The sequence below is a fragment of the Shewanella sp. genome, from assembly GCF_048265805.1.
Lineage (GTDB): Bacteria > Pseudomonadota > Gammaproteobacteria > Enterobacterales > Shewanellaceae > Shewanella.
In genome coordinates this window covers 37,307-58,810 of the sequence record NZ_JBLXAT010000014.1, presented here as the reverse complement: position 1 = coordinate 58,810, position 21,504 = coordinate 37,307, and the positions used below count along the sequence as shown (strand labels likewise).

Annotated in this window: 19 protein-coding genes and 1 riboswitch; of the genes, 5 read left to right on the top strand and 14 right to left on the bottom strand. The window is 47.8% G+C overall.

Features of this window, described 5'->3' with window-relative positions; genetic code table 11:
- Window positions 1-11: 11 nt before the first annotated feature.
- From ACN0TT_RS11435 to ACN0TT_RS11410, 6 genes are all read right to left on the bottom strand, one after another.
- Window positions 12-1,247, bottom strand: coding sequence for an ABC transporter permease (locus ACN0TT_RS11435; RefSeq protein WP_417762284.1), 1,236 nt, complete (start codon window positions 1,245-1,247; stop codon window positions 12-14).
- Between the two features lie 10 nt (window positions 1,248-1,257).
- Window positions 1,258-2,625 (bottom strand): ABC transporter permease, encoded by a 1,368-nt coding sequence (locus ACN0TT_RS11430; protein ID WP_417762283.1) that lies wholly within the window; start codon window positions 2,623-2,625, stop codon window positions 1,258-1,260.
- Between the two features lie 10 nt (window positions 2,626-2,635).
- Window positions 2,636-3,319 (bottom strand): ABC transporter ATP-binding protein, encoded by a 684-nt coding sequence (locus ACN0TT_RS11425; RefSeq protein WP_417762282.1) that lies wholly within the window; start codon window positions 3,317-3,319, stop codon window positions 2,636-2,638.
- Window positions 3,320-3,458: 139 nt separating this feature from the next.
- Window positions 3,459-4,739, bottom strand: coding sequence for an efflux RND transporter periplasmic adaptor subunit (locus tag ACN0TT_RS11420; RefSeq protein ID WP_417762281.1), 1,281 nt, complete (start codon window positions 4,737-4,739; stop codon window positions 3,459-3,461).
- Between the two features lie 159 nt (window positions 4,740-4,898).
- Window positions 4,899-5,747 carry an EamA family transporter gene (locus ACN0TT_RS11415; protein WP_417762280.1) on the bottom strand — a complete coding sequence of 283 codons (849 nt, stop codon included), beginning with the start codon at window positions 5,745-5,747 and terminating at the stop codon, window positions 4,899-4,901.
- 105 nt (window positions 5,748-5,852) lie between these two features.
- Window positions 5,853-6,212 carry an HPP family protein gene (locus ACN0TT_RS11410; RefSeq protein ID WP_417762279.1) on the bottom strand — a complete coding sequence of 120 codons (360 nt, stop codon included), beginning with the start codon at window positions 6,210-6,212 and terminating at the stop codon, window positions 5,853-5,855.
- Window positions 6,213-6,237: 25 nt separating this feature from the next.
- On the opposite strand from ACN0TT_RS11410, the gene ACN0TT_RS11405 reads away from it, so the two are divergent.
- Window positions 6,238-6,528: a hypothetical protein gene (locus ACN0TT_RS11405; protein WP_417762278.1), complete on the top strand. Its 291-nt coding sequence runs from the start codon at window positions 6,238-6,240 to the stop codon at window positions 6,526-6,528.
- 242 nt (window positions 6,529-6,770) lie between these two features.
- On the opposite strand, the gene ACN0TT_RS11400 is transcribed toward ACN0TT_RS11405, so the two are convergent.
- Both ACN0TT_RS11400 and ACN0TT_RS11395 read right to left on the bottom strand, forming a co-directional pair.
- Complete coding sequence (locus ACN0TT_RS11400) at window positions 6,771-6,971, bottom strand: hypothetical protein (RefSeq protein ID WP_417762277.1); 201 nt, start codon at window positions 6,969-6,971, stop codon at window positions 6,771-6,773.
- Between the two features lie 127 nt (window positions 6,972-7,098).
- A complete protein-coding gene (locus tag ACN0TT_RS11395) occupies window positions 7,099-9,207 on the bottom strand; it encodes a winged helix-turn-helix domain-containing protein (RefSeq protein ID WP_417762276.1) in 2,109 nt (702 codons plus the stop codon).
- Between the two features lie 204 nt (window positions 9,208-9,411).
- On the opposite strand from ACN0TT_RS11395, the gene rluA reads away from it, so the two are divergent.
- Together rluA and asnC are read left to right on the top strand one after the other, a co-directional pair.
- A complete protein-coding gene (gene rluA / locus ACN0TT_RS11390) occupies window positions 9,412-10,089 on the top strand; it encodes a bifunctional tRNA pseudouridine(32) synthase/23S rRNA pseudouridine(746) synthase RluA (protein ID WP_417762275.1) in 678 nt (225 codons plus the stop codon).
- Between the two features lie 112 nt (window positions 10,090-10,201).
- Entirely contained in the window at window positions 10,202-10,663 is a 462-nt protein-coding gene (asnC, locus tag ACN0TT_RS11385) for a transcriptional regulator AsnC (protein ID WP_238896622.1), read from the top strand.
- Between the two features lie 38 nt (window positions 10,664-10,701).
- Here asnC and lysC read toward each other — a convergent pair whose 3' ends face one another.
- On the bottom strand, window positions 10,702-12,060 hold the full coding sequence (gene lysC, locus ACN0TT_RS11380) for a lysine-sensitive aspartokinase 3 (protein ID WP_417762274.1): 1,359 nt from the start codon (window positions 12,058-12,060) through the stop codon (window positions 10,702-10,704).
- A gap of 131 nt (window positions 12,061-12,191) precedes the next feature.
- Window positions 12,192-12,367: riboswitch (Lysine riboswitch) on the bottom strand.
- 96 nt (window positions 12,368-12,463) lie between these two features.
- The gene (locus ACN0TT_RS11375; protein ID WP_417762273.1) at window positions 12,464-12,898 is read right to left on the bottom strand and encodes a DUF3293 domain-containing protein; all 435 of its coding nucleotides are present in this window, start codon (window positions 12,896-12,898) and stop codon (window positions 12,464-12,466) included.
- Window positions 12,899-13,412: 514 nt separating this feature from the next.
- On the opposite strand from ACN0TT_RS11375, the gene arcA reads away from it, so the two are divergent.
- Entirely contained in the window at window positions 13,413-14,129 is a 717-nt protein-coding gene (gene arcA, locus ACN0TT_RS11370; RefSeq protein ID WP_417762272.1) for a two-component system response regulator ArcA, read from the top strand.
- A 487-nt stretch (window positions 14,130-14,616) separates the two neighbouring features.
- Here the strand turns inward: arcA and fusA are convergent, their stop codons facing one another.
- The 4 genes from fusA to ACN0TT_RS11350 all read right to left on the bottom strand — a co-directional run bounded on the left by fusA (window position 14,617) and on the right by ACN0TT_RS11350 (window position 20,921).
- Window positions 14,617-16,704: an elongation factor G gene (gene fusA, locus ACN0TT_RS11365; protein WP_417762271.1), complete on the bottom strand. Its 2,088-nt coding sequence runs from the start codon at window positions 16,702-16,704 to the stop codon at window positions 14,617-14,619.
- Window positions 16,705-17,285: 581 nt separating this feature from the next.
- Window positions 17,286-18,944: a methyl-accepting chemotaxis protein gene (locus tag ACN0TT_RS11360; RefSeq protein WP_417762270.1), complete on the bottom strand. Its 1,659-nt coding sequence runs from the start codon at window positions 18,942-18,944 to the stop codon at window positions 17,286-17,288.
- A 214-nt stretch (window positions 18,945-19,158) separates the two neighbouring features.
- Complete coding sequence (rlmC, locus tag ACN0TT_RS11355) at window positions 19,159-20,337, bottom strand: 23S rRNA (uracil(747)-C(5))-methyltransferase RlmC (protein WP_417762269.1); 1,179 nt, start codon at window positions 20,335-20,337, stop codon at window positions 19,159-19,161.
- A gap of 137 nt (window positions 20,338-20,474) precedes the next feature.
- On the bottom strand, window positions 20,475-20,921 hold the full coding sequence (locus ACN0TT_RS11350) for a MarR family winged helix-turn-helix transcriptional regulator (protein WP_417762268.1): 447 nt from the start codon (window positions 20,919-20,921) through the stop codon (window positions 20,475-20,477).
- Window positions 20,922-21,034: 113 nt separating this feature from the next.
- On the opposite strand from ACN0TT_RS11350, the gene ACN0TT_RS11345 reads away from it, so the two are divergent.
- Window positions 21,035-21,451 carry an organic hydroperoxide resistance protein gene (locus ACN0TT_RS11345; RefSeq protein ID WP_417762267.1) on the top strand — a complete coding sequence of 139 codons (417 nt, stop codon included), beginning with the start codon at window positions 21,035-21,037 and terminating at the stop codon, window positions 21,449-21,451.
- Window positions 21,452-21,504: the final 53 nt, after the last annotated feature.

Genomic DNA, 21,504 nt, shown 5'->3' with positions numbered 1-21,504 from the left:
TGAGTCCCTTGTTAAATGGAGCGAGTGGCTAGTGAGGGAGAGATGGTAGTTGTGCGAAATACTGGCACAACAGCCGCGAGCAACCCCAATAACCAGACGCCGATCATGCCTATGGCGATGTAGTTAAACGGTAAGGCTTGCATTTGGTAGTGCTGCATCAACAATTGATTTAGTCCGAGCGCCAAGATCGCACCAAAACATAAGCCAATGGTGGTCACTAAAAAATTTTCAGTAAGGAAGTAGCGCACGATGTTAAATCGGGTTGCCCCCAGAGCGCGGCGCACACCAATTTGCCAACGACGACGATTGACCCAAATGAGTGTGAGGCCAATAACCCCAAGCCCAGTGATGGTTGAAACTAACACAATCGCCGCCGTCATCATCACCACCATAGTGCGGTCAGCACGTAGCGTTTCATGTTTGTTATTCAGCACTGTGCTCAACCCCGTAATGATGCGGTGATTATCCAACTGCTTGAGTTTTTGTGGCACCGCCAGCATCAGTTGGTTACATTGGCTTGGCTGACAACGGATAAGGTAAGTGATCGTTTTATCTGGTTGATAAAAAGGCAGAAACATCACACCATCATTCGCGCTAACGACCGATGTGATATTGGCATCAGCGGCTACACCTACCACAGTAAACAGTTGGCTATCTTTAATAACTTGCTTATATTTTTCGGTGAGCGGCAAACCAGAGGAAGTGATTTGCTGACCAATGACATCTGCGCCCTTGCCAAACGCGGCATCTGCCACACCGCGGCTAATAACCACCACTTTGCCTGCTTTAAGATCACGTACCATGTCACTGTCATTGAAAAAACGCCCTTGTTCGAGCGCCACGCCAAGCGTGTGCAAACCATGAGGATCGGTAGCGAGTTGCGCTAATCTGACACTTAGCTCCATATCATCATTTTTGGCACTACGACTAGACTGGCTGTAGTGACCAGACAAGGGTTTATCACTGATGTAACTGGCATCTACCACTCCGGCTATTTGTCGTAGTTCCAGTGTATCTCGCTGAATTTCGCCCACGCTAAACAGCTCTTGCCCTAAGGGCTTAATATCGATAGTAAATAGATGTTGTTCATCGATACCGGTGGGCTGATTTATCAGTTGCAAGCGTTGTTGCAGCACAAATGCCGCATTAGCCACAATGGCTAAGGTCAGCGCACTTTGCAGTATAATCAACGAGGCGCCAGTCTTGTTACGCCAGAGGGTGCGTAGAATCGGTCCAAACTCAAACATGGCGTACTCCTTACTTTTGATTGAGGTACTTGGCAGGTTGGGCATAACTGATCCGCCACGCCGGATATAGCCCAGCCAAAATGCTAGCAACAACCGCCATCAGCACCGTAAAACCGAGCATCAGCCAGTCACTGTGTAATACCGCCGCGTCTTCTTTGGCTAATAGCAATCGCAGCAGCAATAAGCCCAACTGACTCAAACCAATACCGATAACGCCGCCGAGCACACCAATTAACAGCGTCTCTATCAAGCTCTGGCTAAAAATCGCCGTTTTACTGGCACCAAGCGCGCGGCGCATACCCGCTTCGGGCGCCTGTTTCAGTAACTTAGCCAATACCAATGCCACTGCATTGATGATGCAGACAAGCAGGAATACCAGTGCTAGCCAAGTGATGATTTTGGTGTCGGTACTGACCACGTTATTTAGTTGCAGCCACTGTGCGGGGGTCGATAGTGCATAACCAAACCTTTGAGTGAAAAAGCCATTGCTCTTTTGCTGATCAAAGTAAGCACTCAAAAAGGCGACGTATTTATCTCTGGCTTGCTGATCTGGCAATTCCACCCAGTACTGCAACCAATAACAACGATTGTTCAAGATAAACTCACGCATTGCTTGCCGTTCTTGTGGAAACTCAGCCCCTTGTTGCTGAAACTGACAAGAGAGAGTCCCTTTCATGTTGTGTAGCAAGTTAGGGGTTTGCACCGTGCCAAAGGGCAGGTAAATATGGCGATTGCCGCCAAACGCGCCCATTGATAAGTCCTGCACCGACGGCTTGGGCATAAAGTCCTGCACCACCCCTACCACTTGGTAAGGAACATCGTCTAACAGTAACTGGCGGCCCACGGAGTTTTCACCGTTAAACAGGCGCTGATTCATGCTGTTATCTATCACCACCACAGGAGTTATTTCATTGTCTGCTTTGGCATCCCACACTTCGCCATAAATAAATGGCACACCAAACAACGCGAAAAAGTCTCGACTGGTGGTGCGGATTAGCTCTTCTGCAGGACTTAAATCACCCTCTGGTAGTGTGAGCACATATTGCATGCTAAACATGGCGGCCTGACGTGGCGCAATATCAGGGTTATCCAACAATGTGCTGACGGTACGATAGGTCAACGACCGCGACATAGCGTTGCTGGTGGTGTCTTGTGATAGGTCGCCAGTAGCCCCCGTATCATCACTGGTATTATTGAGTTGCAGCGCAAAAATCTGACCGTTGCGCTCAGCCAAACCGTTGTTAGACATCACATGTTGCAGTGTCACCATGGTCATCGACACCGCCACGCCCACGGCTAAGGTCAGCACCATTAAACTCGAAATAATGGGGGCTCGCCTGATAGAGCGCCAAGCGAGTTGCAGGTAATAGCCAAACATAACCTGCTCCTTACACCGCTCGTTTGAGCGTGAGGTCGGCGACTTCACCATCCACAATCTGAATATTACGCTGGGCACGACGGGCCAATTCGGGGTCGTGGGTTACCATCACAATGGTGGTGCCTTGGCTATTGATCTGCTCCAGCAGTTCCATCACCTGCCGTGCCATCGTGGTATCCAAGTTACCTGTGGGTTCGTCAGCTAATAGAAATGCAGGCTCTCCAGCCAGCGCACGTGCAATCGCCGCCCGTTGCTGTTGCCCACCGCTGAGCTGCGATGGCAGATGCTTAGCACGTGCGGCTAAGCCCACTTTCACTAATGCTTCCTCGATACGGCGCTTTCTTTCGGCGCGGCCAAAACCACGATAGCGCAGCGGCACATCGACGTTATCGAAGATGTTGAGGTCGGGGATCAAATTAAAGCCCTGAAAAATGAAGCCAATTTTTTCATTGCGCAGCTTTGAGCGCGCACTGTCGTTCAAACCACTAACATTGATGCCATCGAGCTGATAGCTGCCGCCATCAAAACTGTCGAGCAATCCAGCAATGTTTAAAAAGGTAGTTTTACCAGAGCCAGATGGGCCAGTGACCGAGACAAACTCACCCGCTTTTACATGCAAACTAAAATCTCGTAGGGCATGAGTGGCAACGGTATCGGTGCGAAACACTTTCGCAATATGTTCCATTTTAAGCATATCGATTTCCTTTTAGTTCAGTTAGTTACCGCTTACTCGGTAACGATAATCACCATGAAATGTGGTACATCTATGTACCTAAGTATCAGTTTGATAATGTGGCACATCCTTGTGCCGAAGCGTCGGGAGTTGCTTGGTGTCACTTGGTAAGTAACAAGGTATTGGCCTCTTTAAAGCGGCTGGTGTCGGAGATGATCACCTGCTGGCCATCACTCAGCCCAGAACTGACTTCCACATAGCTGAAGCCGCTGGCACCGAGTGCAATAGGGACGCGGGTGGCAGTATCGCCCTGCACCACAAAGGCGCTGCGCCCACTGTCTGAATCGATAAAGTTGCCACGTGGCAGGCGCAGAATATCTTGGCGGTTTTCCAGCAAAATACGGCCAGATAAGCGTTGGTTTTGGCGAATTTGTGCTGGTACAGCATCAGTGAAGCGCAAACGGGCAACCACTTGGTTGTTGGTAATTTCTGGGCTGATAGCCGCAATTTCACCGGGATAAGTTGTGCCATTACTAGTGATTTCGACTGGCATATTGAGGCTCAAGTCATCGGCATAGCTTTCTGGCACCATCACTTCCACTTCGTAGCCAGACAGGTCGACCACGGTCAGCAAGGATTGATAGGCAGGCACTGCCGCTTTCTGCGCTTGCGATAAGCTACCGACCATGCCATTAACGGGCGAAATGACGTTTAACGTATCTGATTGGCGTTGCAACTCGGCGACCAGCAACTCTTGCGCACGGATCTGCTGACTGAGGATTTGGCTTTCAAACTCGGCGGATTGCTTCGCTAGTGTTAGCGATGTTTGGCTTTGTGCGGCAACCAGTTCGGCGCGGCTTAACTCATCTTTGCTACGTTGGAAATCACGATCGCTGACGATCTCTGTTTGGCGCGCCTCTGCGTTACGCGCCAACTCCCGCTTCGCAGCCAGCAAATCAACGTTGGCTAAATCAAGCGCTTGCTGCTTCTCGAGGAGATCGCGTTTGGAGGTAATCTGTTGTTGCGCTTGTTGCCCCTGCAACTGCGCCAGAGTGGCTTGTTGCTGTTTCAGCTCTGAGGTGGTTTGTGGACTATCAATAACGGCGAGCAGTTGGCCTTGGCTGACCTTATCACCCGCCTTTACACTGTAGGTCACAATCCCTTGGGCGGTGCTGTAAAGCGTTGGGCTATTGGCGGCAACCACTTTACCTTGCACGCTTAAATCACGTTGTACATCGCCTTTATCAACAGTCGCGATACGAATGGCACTGCGACTGACTGACATATCCGTGCCCACTGCATGCTGCCATTGCTGCGCTAAATAGAACACGATAGCCAGCAGCACTACCATACCTGCCATCCAGTACACCCATTGGTACTGGCGTTTCGGAGACAATATGACGTCTTGGCCGGTGGTATCTTGGATCGTTGCGACATTCATCTTGGTATCTTCTTATTTGCCAAAGTTACTTAGCTATAACCAAGTTGCATGCCAACTTTTAAATTATTGTTTTATAAAATTTTTTTATTTATTACCTGTCCGTTTTAGCTGTCCACACCTGTCCGGACAGCTAACGATTAACTAAATGACTACGGGATATTAACGCTGCGGTACCGCATAACATTTAGAAACCCACAACGCCAACAACATACAGATACAACCCGCAACCAAACGTGGCCAATCACTGACCTGCCCGCCCCAAAACAGCACGTTTACCGCGATTCCAGCAGGAATAAGCATATTATTCATCACCGCCAATTGCTGGGCATTCACCTTAGTAGAACCATAGCTCCATGCCAGATAACCAAGACCAGAGGTGACAATACCGAGCCACAGCAACACGCTAAGTTCACTGCGGGTATCGGGCAGCAGAGTCCAATCAGCTTTGGCTAACATCATCGCACCACTGACCAACAACGCTCCCGCAAAAAACCAGAAAAACCGCGCTCGATGCGGTAAAGGATTACGATGAGTTTGATGGCGATACCATACCTGACCGAAGGCAAAACAGGCGTTAGCGCCCTGAATATAAGCAAAGCCTAACCAATACTGTTCACTCAACTCAGTCCAACGGATCACCGCTGCACCAGCCACCGCCAACAAAGCCGGTAACCACAACTGGTAGGGTTTACGCTTGGCGAACAAATCAGCAAACAAACTGACGTACAACGGCGTAAAAATGGTAAACAACAGTAACTCGGGCACGGTGAGATACTGATAGCTGTGATACAAAAACAGGTAGGTGCCAGCAATCTCAATCGCCCCCGTCGCCATCATGACTGCGGCCTGCTTCAACGGCACTTTCTGAAAAAACGGCACAAAGATGATAAAGGCCAGCGCCATGCGCGATGCCACCGCAATGTAATCATCCACTTGCCCATGCAAGTACACGCCAATCAATGAAAACGAAAACGCCCAAATGAGCGTGATAAGCCATAACAACGCCATGTATCTAGAATCCAAAAATAGCAAAGCGCCAACACAGAAGATGCAGCGCTATTTTTACGTGGCGGCAGTGTAACAAATAATCATCTCACCGCATGGTTTAAATCATCATACCGCCCGAAGCAAACGCCGTTGCAGCCACTGCATCGCTTGCGCCACCAGCACCATTGCGATAGCGCCTAGCAACACCGTGGAAAAGAGAAACCACCAATGTTGTTGAGTCAGCATGATCAACAATGGATTAGCACCTGCGGGTGGATGCGTGGTTTTAGTGAGCAACATTAAACTCACCGCTAGCCCAGTTGCCAATGCCAAAGTTAACGGAGTTACGGCAAAAAATTCGACAAAACACAGCCCTAAAGCGATTATCAATAATGAGTTAAGCGATTGCTTAACCAAGTTTATTAGCTGTGCTATTGTCAAAAAGGACGCTTGACGACAACTGCCGCCGAAGTGAGGTTTTACCACTTAAAAGTAAAAAGAGGTTTGCTGTATGTTTCCCTACCCCGAACATTACCGCGCAGCCGCACCACCGATGCTGACATTTATCATGGTGATGTGGAGTCTACTCGGACATTGGGTCATCGGTGACGGCAATGCGGTGGTTGCCGTGGTGTTGGCGATATTGTTTCCGCTGATTTTTATCATGCACCTGCATTTAGTGTTTATCGCCGAAGGCATGAAGCGACTCGACCACGCCTTTTACGGCTTGGTACATTGCACACTGTCTTTTGTCGTGTGGACTTTCTGCTTTATGTTAATTTCCGGCAACGGTATTTTGTAGTGCCAACCGGAATGTTAGCGGGTCATGGCCGATCAGCACATCAACAACACCGCACAAAAAAAGCACGCTAACCGTTAGTTGCGTGCTTGCTCAAATTGAGAAAGGGAGTCGTTGTTATTCCTGCGTCTCTTCCATTAATTTTGATTCTTCAGAAGCGAGCAATATGTTGAAGAACATTAAGCACATTAGCCCGATGGTGCTCAGTGTGCCGATGAAATAGAGCAGAATATTCATCACATCACCTATAGTTCAGCATCAACACCGTAAATCACACACTCGGGATATGGCTCACACAGTATGTAGGGAGATTGCAGTTGGTTTTCATCCTTTGGCTGTGGTGCACTAAGCTGCGAAAACGCTGAAAAGAATGGCGCGGCGACCATAATAGGTAACAGCGTTAAGCCAACAAACTTTTTCACATTAGGTACGCTTATTTTCATCATCTTATCTCCTCAGAGTGATTTAACTAGCAGCTAGCGCTGACGTGCATTACAACCTGTAGACCCAAGCTATACACTCAGTAAGACATAACCATAACGAAAAGATGATGAAAATATTATGTGAATTATATCAGCGTGTTAGTGACACAATATCGGTGCTCGACTTAGCCAACATAGATAGAATCACATCACCATGTTCACTGACGGACAGCGAACGATAGGACACATTTGCCATTGGAATAGGCAGTGTCGTGATTTGCCCATTTGAGGTGCTGATCCGGCTGAGTTGTGGCCGTTGTTGCAACGATTCAAGCAGCCACAAATCATCACCCGCCAGCTGCCAAGCACCACCAATATGTGGTGTGTAGCGATCAGTCAATTGTGATACGGCACCGTGTTGTAGACGCCAAATGCCCGGTTTATGCAACCTAGAGAAATACAGAACACCATAACGATCATACTTAGCGCAAAAGGCGTCATTCACCAATAACGCCTGAGTGCCGTTGGCAATATTAAATGACTTTATCTGCCACAATCCCTCAATTGATACCGCGGCAATGAGATGCTGTACGTCGGTGCCCCAAGCAAGATTCTGCACATTGTTCATCTGTTCAGGAAGCTGCAACTGGTTGTTTAGCAAGTCAAACACAAAAGCACGACGATTCAGTGTGCCCGCAATCCATTGATTATCCGCCGAGAAGCTCAACTCATTGATATGCGAGAATGAGGTTAAATGCGTTAACTGTAACTCTTGACCATTTTGACGCCGCAGCCATAACTGTGGCAAACCGCTACGATTGGACACAAACGCCAACACCTTTCCGTCATGCGAAATCGCAGGGCTATAATCACGACGGCTGCTATACACCCAACGCTGCGGAGCTTGGCTATAAGGCAACTGCCAACGCCATAACTCCTCTTCAAACAGCTCGCCTGATACCGCGGTCAACTGCCCGGCGGTGTTACTGGCCGGTGAATTAATCTCAGACACCACACTAGTGATGCGCGTCAGTTGCCGAGATTCAAGTGAGAGTCGATAAAGCTGCCCAGCCTCACCACGGTAAATAATGGCATCACCTTGAGCGCTCCACGCTACTGACCGCAGCGGATAACCAATTTCAATCAAATTGCGCCATTCACCGCTGACTAAATCGAACAGCAGTATTTGAGTATTAAACCAATCAATGCTGCGCAGTACCGCCATTTTCTGACCATCTGGCGCCAGTGCAATGGCATAGTCCCCCTGCCCCGCAACGTGCGGTTGGCTGAGTTGCTCGCGGCGACCGTCAATCAAGTTGAGTCGAAATAGCCGCTTATAACTGGCTTTGCTATTAGTATCAACGTAATACAAAGCATTGCCAGATGGCGCCCAAGCAATACTGGTCGATTGCGTTGCCGCGTGGCAGCCAAATGCTCGTGGTGCCCGCTCAGGCTCAGTCATTGACTGCACTACCAGTTGGCATCCCGCAGGGCTACCCCAGTTTAAAAACGCCAGGAACTGACCATCTGCACTCCACGCCGGATAGCGCATATTACCGCCCATGGCAGGCTGAATATCGGCGTACGTTTGCTCGCGGATCGATAAGATACGAATGCGCCAATGGTTGTCTGTAAGCTCACGGTGAGCGAACGCTAACTTGCTGCCATCATTAGACAAGGCGGGGTCAATCTCCTGCCCTTCAAAAAAGGTGATGGGCTTGACCTGCATAATATCGCTAGCGGATTGAGGAACTACCTCACTCGGCCTATATGGCATACCAAACCATGTTATTAGTCCGGCAATCATCAGTAACAGTAGCCCCCATGCCAGATAACGCCGGCGAACATGGGTAGGTTTAATGCTACCTTGAGCGTACTCGGCAGCAGGTAATGGCAAGAGTAATGGCGGTGTAGCGGGGTCAGTAGCGGTAGTAGATGGCGGTGAGATTGGTGACAGGTCGGCAATCAGTACATAACCTTTTTTCGGCACGGTACGAATAAAGGCTGGCGCCTTCGCATTATCGCCAAATGCCTGTCGCAGCAAGCCGATAATACGGTTGATGGCGTTATCAGACACCGTACCGCCGTGCCAAACTTCGTCGATAAGCATTTCGCGTGACACTACCTGATCAGCATGCTGGATCAGACACAACAAGACCTGCATCACTCGGCTTTCAAGTCGAATCTCCGCTGTACCACGCAGCAAAGTTAGGCGCTGTGGGTCAAGAATCCAGTCATTTATTCGGTATTTGCTACACAAAAAGTTCTCGCCACCCAAGCTAAATATTAACCTATGATACTAATCGCCAACGAAAAAAATGAGAAGCCCTCACCGATGAATTTATCTACAGCGGTATAATCTGCTAGCGCGCCAAACATCGCCTATTTTGGCAAGCGCATGCTAACTTGCATGCAGCATAGTTCGGGGGTAAAGTTGCGCTCCGCTTCAACACTGTGGTGATTTATGAGTGATTTTGTGTACCAGCCGCCAACATTACCGTGGCTCGATACTCTGTATCAGGACCGCGATATTATTGTGATTAACAAGCCATCAGGTTTGTTATCTGTGCCTGGCCGCGCCGCAGAACACTACGACAGCGCTTACAGCCGTGTATTGCAACTGCATGAAGGCGCACAAGTGGTACATCGTCTCGACATGGCCACCTCTGGCGTACTATTGCTAGCGCTGCGACGCAGTGCCGAACGCGAACTTAAACGCCAGTTTCAAGAACGTGAAACCCACAAAACATACTATGCCCGCGTGGCTGGCCATCTACGAGAACCTGCTGGAACAGTAGATCTGCCGTTGATCTGCGACTGGCCTAATCGACCACTGCAGAAAGTGGATCATCAAGTAGGTAAGCCCTCAGTCACCCATTATGAAGTGGTAAGCCAAGGCAAGTATTCCACGTTGGTAAAGCTAACGCCGATAACCGGTCGTTCTCACCAGTTGCGGGTACATATGATGGCACTGGGCCATCCGATTTTAGGTGATGGTTTCTACGCGGATAGCCGAGCGAAACAGATGGCTAATCGGTTACTACTGCACGCAGCATCTCTGACCATAAAACATCCTTATTCTGGTGAATTGCTGACGTTTTCGGCACCAGTCCCCTTTATTGAGGCAGAGCCACAGCAGTAGCTAGCAGGAAAACTTTACAGTTAATCGGTTACTAAATGCTGTTAATCACTGGCAATAAGCTAACAAAACACGTAAATTCGTGCCTGTTTTAAAGAACATAAGGCAAGTTGTTGTGGATACATCATTCCAAAGAGATCAACTGGACAACCAGATCCTCGAAGCCCTGATGCTGGATGCGAGAACGCCTTTCGCAGAGCTGGCAAAACGCTTTAATGTGAGTGCCGGTACTATCCACGTTCGTGTGGAAAAAATGAAGCAGGCCGGTATTATCACCGGTGCTCAGATCACCGTAAATCCAAAAGCCTTGGGTTATGACGTGTGCTGCTTTATCGGCATCAATCTAAAAAGTGCTGGCGACTATCCGTCAGCATTGGCAAAACTTGATGCGCTAGAAGAAGTGGTAGAAGCTTACTACACCACTGGGAATTACAGTATTTTTGCTAAAGTCATGTGCCCATCTATTGATGCGCTGCAACATGTACTGATTAATCGCATCCAATCGATTGACGAGATCCAGTCAACCGAAACGTTAATCAGTTTGCAAAATCCCATCTCTCGCGCGGTCAAACCATAGAATTAAGCGGGCATAACTGCCCGCTTTTCTTAGCCAAATTACACTTCAAATAAACTACGGTGCAATGCGGCAACGACGTCGTTAGCTTCAGATTCATGCACCAGCACACATAAGTTATGTGGGCTAGCCCCTTGGCAAATCATACGCACATTGTGTGGTGCTAAGACCGAGAACACTTGCTGGCAGATGCCCGCAGTGGTCGCAATGCGGTTACCAATAATCGCAACCAAGGCCAACTTATCTTCTACACGCACACGACAATGTTGGGATAGCTCTTGTAGTAGCACTTCCGTTAGCAAGCCTTGCCCACTGGAATCAGAACCGGTTTTGTCTAAGGTAAGTGACACGTTCACTTCTGAGGTAGTAATCAAATCCACGCTGATTTTATGCTTGGCTAATGTGGCAAATGTCTGCGCTAAGAAGCCTTGGGCATGCAGCATTTGTAAGCTGTGCAAGTTCAGCAAGGTTTGGTCACGACGTAACGCCACGGCACGATAAACCGGTGGATTTTCCACTTCATGCCGAATCCATGTACCACCGAGTTCAGGCGCTTTACTGGAGCCAACAAACACTTGGATCTGCTGCCGTACCGCCGGCAGAATCGTGGCAGGATGCAGCACTTTGGCACCAAAGGTGGCCATTTCCGCCGCTTCGTTAAAGCTGATCTCTGGAATGGCCGTCGCGTGAGGTGCCAAACGTGGGTCCGTAGTAAAAATCCCCGGCACGTCAGTCCAAATCTCTACCGCTTCGGCCGCTAACGCCTCCGCCAACAACGCCGCGGAATAATCGGAACCACCGCGACCTAAGGTAGTGGTATTGCCGTCAGCGTCAGCGTCAGCACCGATAAAACCTTGAGTAACAATAATTTGTTGGGATAGTAGCGGTAGTAACTTCTCGGTAGCCAGTGTTTTTAGCTCACCAATTTGCGGTTCGGCGCGGCCAAATAAACTGTCAGTACGCATCACTTGGCGCACATCAAATGCCGATGACACCACGCCACGTTCGCGGATCACCGCTGCAAACAATGCAGAAGAACATTGCTCGCCCATAGATAACAACTCATCAGCGATCGCTTTCGTCGGCTCCAGCTGAAAACGTTGGCTTAGCACATCCACTCGGCTCAATAAGCTGTCCACGGTTGCAGCAACATCATCTGGTCGCGCCAAGCGATCAACAATCGCATATTGGATCTGCGCGATTTTTTTTAGCACCGCCAACCGCTGTGATTCGATAACGTTAGGTTGTGCCAACTCAACCAATAAATTCGTCACACCACTAGAGGCACTCACCACCACAATACGCGTAGCTGGATGGTTGAGTACGATATCGGCACAGCGATTCATTGCGGTGTAATCAGCGACTGAGGTTCCGCCAAACTTAGCGACGACTAAAGACATTAGTTGCTCCTCCATTGCTGGAAGATGGGGCAAGAAGTTACAGGATAAAAATTCATGTCAGCTCCGAACAAATTTCGTTCGAAGAGCCTGGTGCTGGTACAAGGCACCCTAGAAAAGGGAAAAGCGATGGTCACACCAGAAGCTCTCCACCAATAAATACGGTGACAGTCGCCAGGATTCAGCCTGACCAACCGGTTTACGCGAGACCAATCTTGCGTGAACCTCGGCGCTCATCTCCCTCGTGAATTATCAGTGGATATTGGTATCCTCAAATTCACTACCTAGTGAGCGCTCCTCTTCTGTGGCTTCCAACAGGAAGCGAGGCGAAAAAAGTACAGTAATCCGCCTGAGGTTGTCAATAAAAAGTTAACCGTTGCGCCAACAGCACCGCAGAATGGCGAACTTATTCGTCACGTGGCTCCGGCAAAACTTCTACGATACGCACATACTCAGTAAACGGCCCCATTACCACTGCATCTTGCTCACAGTGGCACGGTAGCAGATGCATAATCCCATCAGTGACAAAATAAAAAGCAAATTGCTGATATTTATGCGCCAATTGATAGGCGGCTTGCTGTTCTAGGTAGACAGCCCAGCTCTTTTCTTGGTGCTGCAGGTCGGGAGATGCACCGACCATGGCACGGAAGGCACAGCCGCTGTCGATAATATCTTGCTGTAGTTGCTTGTCGAGCAGTCGATTATGCGAAGTAGGAAGACGTTGCCCTAAAGGATTGTGAGCAGTGATGATGGCAAATGAACAAGGAGGAGTAAGCGCTTGGGTAAGTAAAAAACAACTATTCTGATATTGCTGCCACAGCAAATTGAAGCCTTCGTCCATTATTAAGCTGCCTCTGATTAAAGCTCGAATAAGTCTAGCAAACGGTCCGAAAAATCCAAAGCACTAAAGAGATTGTCGCAAACAAACCGCTCTACTTGTGAAACTGTGTCGTTATTTCGGCAAATCGGCGGTTATCGGGAAATTTGTTAACATTTCATTTGTTAACAAATGCCCAATAAGAGTACAATGGCGCCATTGATCACAAACTGATGTTTTTAGGTCAAGCTGCTCGTAAAGATCCCCAACGTGTTTAAAACAACGCAAAGCTGAGCGGTTCCTGAACGAACAAGAATTTTAATAAGGTATTCAATTGCCAACGGAACTAAAATCCGGGCAGAGTATCTCAATTATTACATTTCGTGCACGTTTTGATGCACACCAGAATTCAACTAATCATGAAGTGTTGACTGTGTACCTTGAAATGGTCATTGACCAATAAGCTTTAACAGTAAAACAACTAACAGGCATGAGCGCTGCTCATGGTTAGACTCAACTGATTTATTAGGTAAAAAATATGCAAAATCCGCACATTCTTATCGTCGAAGACGAAGCAGTCACCCGTAATACTCTGAGAAGCATTTTCGAAGCTGAAGGTTATGTCGTTTCAGAAGCAAACGACGGCGCGGAAATGCATAAAACCCTGCAAGAAAACAAAATTAACTTGGTAGTTATGGACATCAACCTGCCAGGTAAAAACGGTCTACTGTTGGCACGTGAACTACGTGAAATCAACAACATCGGCCTGATTTTCTTGACTGGTCGCGATAACGAAGTAGATAAAATTTTAGGTTTAGAAATTGGTGCGGATGATTATATCACTAAGCCGTTTAACCCACGTGAACTGACTATTCGTGCACGTAACTTGCTGACTCGTGTAACAAGTGTAAGCTCAGAGCCAGAAGAAAAATCACCAGTTGAAGCATTTAAATTCAACGGTTGGACGCTGGATGTTAACAGCCGCTCACTGATCAACCCTAACGGCGAAGCTCACAAACTGCCACGTTCTGAATTCCGAGCTATGCTCCACTTTGTTGAGAACCCAGGTAAGATTTTAACCCGTGCTGATCTGCTGATGAAAATGACCGGCCGCGAACTGAAACCACACGATCGTACTGTGGACGTGACTATCCGTCGCATTCGTAAGCACTTCGAAAACCATCAGGAAACGCCTGAAATCATCGCGACAATCCACGGTGAAGGTTATCGTTTCTGCGGTCACTTAGAAGACTAAAATTTATCTAAGTTACCCCAACGCACTCATTTAAAAGCCCGCAACCTAGCGGGTTTTTTGTTATCTGAGTTGCGAGTTGCGAGTTGCGAGTTGCGAGTTGCGAGTTGCGAGTTGCGAGTTGCGAGGCAGAAGTATAAAAAATGTCATAGAAAAGGCAAGCCGTTAGCCGTTAGCCGTTAGCCGTTAGCCGTTAGCCGTTAGCCGTTAGCCGTTAGCCGTTAGCCGTTAGCCGTTAGCCGTCCAGGATTATCTAGCAGCCAAAGCACTAAGCAACAGCTATCTACTCTTGCTCTTGCTCTTGCTCTTGCTCTTGCTCTGCACTAAAGCTTACAGCTGTGGTTTTAGCTTATAGCTGTGGTTTTAGCAGCTGTCTTTTTACTCGTAGCTCGTAGCTCGTAGCTCGTAGCTCGTAGCTCGTAGCTCGTAGCAGCAAGATACAAAAAAAGCCCGCATTAAGCGGGCTTTTCAATATCTAGCGTATCAAAGCTTATTTAGCAGCTTTTTTTGCTTTAGTTTCTGCGATAACTTTCTCAGAAACGTTAGCAGGACATGCAGCGTAGTGTGAGAACTCCATAGAGAACTGACCACGACCTGAAGTCATAGTACGCAGGTTACCGATATAACCGAACATTTCAGCCAATGGTACGTCTGCTTTAACGCGAACACCTGTCAGACCAGCTTCTTGGTCTTTGATCATGCCGCGACGACGGTTCAAGTCACCAATCACGTCACCTACATGGTCATCTGGCGTGAACACGTCAACTTTCATGATAGGTTCCAACAGCTGTGGACCAGCTTTTGGCATAGATTGACGGAATGCGCCTTTCGCTGCGATTTCGAACGCGATGGCTGAAGAGTCAACTGCGTGGTAAGAACCATCGAACAGTTCAACTTCAACGTCCAATACTGGGAAGCCAGCCAAAGGACCTTCTTTCATCATTGATTCGAAACCAAATTCAACTGCTGGCCAGAATTCACGTGGAACATTACCACCAACGACTGATGAAACGAACTTGAAGCCTGAGTTAGGCTCACCTGGTTTGATACGGTAATCGATCTTACCGAATTGACCAGAACCACCAGATTGTTTCTTGTGAGTGTAGCTGTCTTCAACGGCTTTGGTGATAGTTTCACGGTAAGCCACTTGAGGAGCACCTACAGCCAAGTCAACACCGTGAGTACGTTTCAGGATGTCTACTTTAATGTCCAAGTGCAGTTCACCCATACCTTTCAGGATGGTGTCACCAGTTTCTTGGTCAGTTTCAACTTGGAATGATGGATCTTCTGCAACCATTTTACCCAGTGCAATACCCAGTTTCTCAGAAGCACCTTTGTCCTTTGGTGTTACTGCGATAGAGATTACTGGTGTTGGGAAGATCATAGGTTCTAGAGTACATTCATGTTTTGGATCACACAGAGTGTGACCAGTTTGAACGTTCTTCATACCTACAACAGCCAAGATGTCACCCGCTTGAGCGCTATCAATTTCAGCACGGTCGTTAGCGTGCATCATCACCATACGGCCGATACGTTCTGTTTTACCAGTTGCGCTGTTCAGGATGGTGTCGCCTTTTTTCAGCTTACCTGAGTAGATACGGATAAAGGTCAGAGCACCGAAACGGTCGTCCATGATTTTGAACGCCAGAGCGCGGAAAGGCTCGTCAACAGTAACGGTAGCAACTTCACCAGTTTCTTCACCAGTTTCTGGATCAGTCAGCGGCTGTGGTACAACTTCTGTTGGAGAAGGCAAGTAATCAACAACGCCATCCAGTACCAACTGCATACCTTTGTTCTTGAACGCAGAACCACAGAAAGTAGGGAAGAATGCCAGGTTGATAGTACCTTTACGGATACAACGTTTGATGTCTTCGATAGAAGGTTCTTCACCTTCCATGTAAGCTTCCATCAGATCGTCATCTTGCTCAACAGCAGTTTCGATCATCTGTTCACGGTATTCTTCAACCAAGTCAACCATGTCTTCTGGAACATCAGTCTCGGTGAAGTTTTCTGGCAGACCTGAGTCATCCCAAATGTAAGCTTTACGAGTTAGAACGTCTACAACGCCCTTGAAGTCGTCTTCGATACCGATAGGCAAAGTCATAACCAATGGGTTAGCCGCCAGAACGCGTTTGATTTGACCAACTACACGCAGGAAGTCAGCACCCATACGGTCCAGTTTGTTTACGAAGATGATACGCGCAACTTCTGATTCGTTCGCATAACGCCAGTTGGTTTCTGATTGAGGTTCTACACCACCGCTACCACAGAATACACCAACGCCGCCGTCCAGCACTTTCAATGAACGATATACTTCAACAGTGAAGTCAACGTGTCCTGGGGTATCGATGATGTTAAAGCGGTGATCTTTCCAGAAACAGGTGGTCGCAGCTGACTGAATGGTGATACCACGTTCAGCTTCCTGATCCATGAAGTCCATGGTTGAAGCGCCATCATGTACTTCACCCAGTTTGTGGATCTTACCAGTGAGTTTCAGGATACGCTCGGTGGTGGTAGTTTTACCCGCATCAACGTGAGCAAAAATACCAATATTTCTGTATTTCGATAAGTCAGTCATGATTCAACTTCATTATGAGTTAGTGAATAGGAGACGGAGTGTGCCACTTCGTTTGCTGCGACAGACGGTACCCCATTTATTAAGGCGCGTATTATAACACCGAAATCCCACCTTCCTGCAATCCACAGACTCAAATTTCGCCAATGGATGTTGTATAGAGTGATAAAACGCAGCGTAAATAAAATAAATACGTTTATTTTCATAAAGATAAATAAAACACTCTTACTATTATTTAAAGGCTATCCAGCAATAAAATGCTGATAACACCCCATTTATTTCCCTCAAGCGGCAAAATAATTGTTAATTGAGCAGAATTTTAGCTCGAAACTACCTTAGTTAAAGATAATTTATCGAGCAACGCCGTCGCTGCTGATGAGTGTAGTTGGCTATTTTTCTCATGCTAACTTGCTGTACGGATAACAGAACAGTGAGGTTTGTTGCGATAAAAACGGCGCCATTATAAGCGCCGTTTTATCACAAAGTGGTTATAGCTATGCCCATGTGGCCCAAGCAAATATCATTAGCGGACGACATAGCTACATGGTTGCCACTCAACGTTCGTTAGCCAAGGTTCACCAGCGTTAAATCTTAAACTGTCTCACCAAATCTCCTAGTTGATCGCCGCTGCTTGATACACTTTGGCTGACCGTTGCTGCAGATTTACTCGCCGACATCAAGGCGGTAACAATCTCCTGAATCACGTAGATATTACGGTTAATCTCTTCCGTGACAGAGCTTTGTTCAGTGGTAGCAGTAGCAATTTGGGTACTCATATCATTGATACGAGTGACCGATGAGGTCACAGCCCCTAGGCTTTCAGAGATTAACCGGTTAGCCGATACACTCTGTTGACAGTTCTTCTGACTCTTGTCCATCGCGGTCACGGCAAGGCTCACCGAAGTGTTCAGTTCACTGAGCATCTCGTTGATTTCCAACGTGCTGGTTTGCGTGCGACTCGCGAGGTTGCGCACCTCATCCGCCACCACAGCAAAACCGCGCCCTTGCTCACCAGCGCGCGCAGCTTCAATCGCTGCATTCAATGCCAATAAGTTGGTTTGCTCGGCAATACCACCAATCACAGATAATACGCTGTTGATCTTTTGCGACTGATCATTCAGTGCTTGGACGTGCACAGCAGCACTGTCTATTTCTTCCATTAATGCTGAGACTTGCGTTAATGAATCATCGACGCAGCGCTGTGCTTTGGCGACTTCATCGCTCGCTTCTTGAGTAGATTCCGCCACTTGGTTGGTATTGGCAGCTACTTCGTGCGCGGTGGACGACATTTCAGTGATAGCGGTGACCACTTGGTCGGTCTCATGGTTGTGATTAGCTAACTGGCTAGCAATGGCTTCGGTTTGGTTATGAATGTTATGTGCAGCTTCCACCACTTGGCCAGTAGACTGCGCCACATCACGGATGGTGCCTTGCAGCTTTTCGACGAATAGGTTGAAGGCGCGCCCTACTGCGGCAATCTCATCTTGACCATGAACAGGAACACGTCGAGTGAGGTCCCCTTCCCCTTTGGCGATATCATTAAGATTGTGCAGCATATTGTTCAATGGTTTAGCCATCTTACTGGCGGCCCACATGATCACGACCACGGTCAGTGCGACCAGTACTAGAGTAATCAACACGATGGCCAATATTTTCTTGAGCATCTCTTGCTGAGCAAGCTCACGATATGCGTCCGCTGCAGCGTCAATATCATCAAAATAGGCACCAGTACCAATAATCCAGTCGGTACCAGGCACTTTGGCGACATACCCGAGTTTTTCAATCAGTTCTGAACTCCCCGGTTTTTGATAGAAATAGGTCAGGAAGCCATCGCCAGTTGCCGCCGAGCTCAACAAGCCCTGCACAATTTTGATCCCCTTAGGATCAGTCATGCCTATCTGCTCAGTGCCTTCAAGTTTAGTTTGTAACCCATGAAAGACATTGCGGCCTTGACCATCATATATAAAGAAGTAACCCGACTCACCGAACTTAGCGGTGCGCAGTTGTTCTTTAAAATCGACACCCTGTTGACGCTGGTATGCCACCATTTCACGCGCTATCTCAGTGACATGAATCATTTCCTGTTTGCGCTCGTGGATGAGCTTGTCACGAAAATCGCTGACGGTACTGTCTAATGTCTGCGATTCCATCTGCCAAGAAATAAGTAAAATGACCGCTGTGAGCAGCAATAGCGGAATGACTGCTAGCAGCAGAATTTTTTGTCTAATGCCTAGGTTTTTCATGTAACATCTCAGGTACACGATTAGAGAACGCTAATTATATAGAAAACACCCAACCACCAAACTAAACTTTGGTACAACAGTGAGCTAACTCGAGCAATTACTCTTAATTTAGCTTTAAAAACGAATGATTGACTAGTTTGCGCGCTATTTAACAGCCTAATCACTATAAAGATGATACGTGCCAAAGCGTTTAATAATTCAACAACGCGGCACTTTAACGACACAGCGATGAGGAGTTATGACGCGTCTGATTGTCTTGTCGCGTTAACAGCACTAACACTTCAAAATGCTCGGTATGAGGAAACATATCGAACAGCTGAACATTAACACAGCGGTAAGCGCCAAAATGCTGTAAATCAGCCGCTAAGGTTTTGGGATTACAACTTGAATAAAGGATGTGCTGCGGCGCAAATTTAGCGAGAGACTGGCACAACTCTGCCCCCAAACCACGACGTGGTGGGTTAACGATGACAGCATCTGGTACTTGCTGGGAGCCAGCAGCAAAATTGCGAGAATCAAGCGCCTGAAAGCTCACGTGCTGTAAGCCTAACTCCTCAGCAGCTAACTTGGCACAAGCTATCGCCTCAGCCTCAATTTCAATACCGATGAGGTGCATCTCTGCCGTTGCACAGTGCAAACCAAAGCCACCCACCCCGCAAAACAGGTCCCATAGACTATTAAGCTTTAACGGTGCTAACCACGCTTTGGCTGTGGCATAAAGCTGTGCGGCAACGTCAGGATTGGTTTGAAAAAAACTTTTTGGCCGAATATATAACGGTACTTGGTTAAACATTTCCTTAAGACGCGGTTCGCCAAATAACCAGATCTCTTCATCCCCTTCTAAACGCGCCATATGCACCGGTTGGATATTGGCGGTGACCAACTTAATCGCCGGAAACTCAGCCAATAACTGAGTGAGTTCACGCTCAATACGGGAAATAGCTGTGGTTGAGCGCAACACAAAACGCAGCATAAATTCGCCGCTATGTTGTGCCTGCGTGAGCAACACAAACTTCAATTCACCTTTTGCTTTATCAACACGATAAGGCGCAATGCCGGCTTGTTGAATAAAACGTTCCAATCGTGCTAATAGCTGCTGCATTGAGGCTGGATACAGTGGGCAATTGACCAGACTCACCGGCTCATCACTAGGGGAAACAATGCCAAGTATCGGCTGATGTGCAGCCCCCAGTGCCACCATTTTAGCTTTGTTACGAAACGCCGCTACGGGCCCGACGACAGGGGCTTGATAGCGTTCGACCGCAAAGGGATTGAGTAACTGCTGTAACTGCTGCTGTTTACGTGCAACCTGCTCATCCAGTGATTGATCGAGCAGCACACACGACCGACAGAGATTTTGTTGATAAAACTGACACTGGAGAAACTGACTCACAACCTAAACCTGCTTGTATTGAATGTTGGCGAGTCACGATCGACATACCAAATTGGGCGGCAATGTACCTTGTTTACCGCGAAAAATCATCTTTCAACAGCGAATCGCCTGTCGCAGTGAGACTTGAGGCAAGAGAATCAACGCTGATCCAACGCTTGATTCACCTCATCACATAACTGTTTAAGTGATTGCAGCTTTGCGACGTCAAGTCCTAATAGACAAAACATCTTTTCCGGCACTTGGCTAGCACCTAGTTTTAGCGCTTGCCCAGCTTCGGTCAGCTCAATTACACGCACCCTTTCATCTTGCTCACTGCGGCCACGATGTAACAACCCTTTACCTTCAAGACGCTTCAACAGTGGCGTTAATGTACCTGAATCCAATCTCAGCTTTTCGCCTAACAATTTGACACTAATGCCGTTATCGCTCCAAAGCACCATCATAGCTAGATATTGTGGGTAGGTTAGATCTAACTCCTCCAGCAACGGCCGGTAAGCACGAACTAACGCATTGGCAGCGCTATACAGCGAGAAACACACTTGGTTATCGAGACACAAATGCTGCCCATCTTCTGGCTTTGCCACAGTGCTTCCTCATAAACACAATTAAATTGCGCACAATATACTTGCAATTCGATCTGAGATCGAATTAATATTGCTAACAATTAAATTGCACACAATACAAATTAGGAGTTGTTATGCTTTATCAAACATCAGCCACTGCCAGCGCAGGCCGCCAAGGACATGTCGCCACCGACGATCAACTGCTATCTGTTGATTTAGCTTACCCAAAACAGATGGGCGGTTCAGGGCAAGCCACCAACCCAGAGCAACTGTTTGCAGCGGGTTACGCCGCATGTTTTTCCAATGCCGTGCTATTCATTGCTAGCCAGCAAAAGATCAAACTGAGCCAGGCACCTGTTACCGCAAATGTCGGTATCTACAATAAGGAGGATGGCGGTTTTGCTTTAACCGTCGCCTTAGCAGCTGAGCTGGATTTACCGCAAGAGCAAGCCGTGGAATTAGTCAAAACAGCCCATCAAGTGTGCCCTTACTCCAACGCGGTTAAAGGCAATATTGACGTGGCGCTCACCGTAAATGGCGTAGCACTTTAAACTGCAGTAGCTACGTACGCTCCAGCGTCCTGAGTGAACAATATTGACAAGGC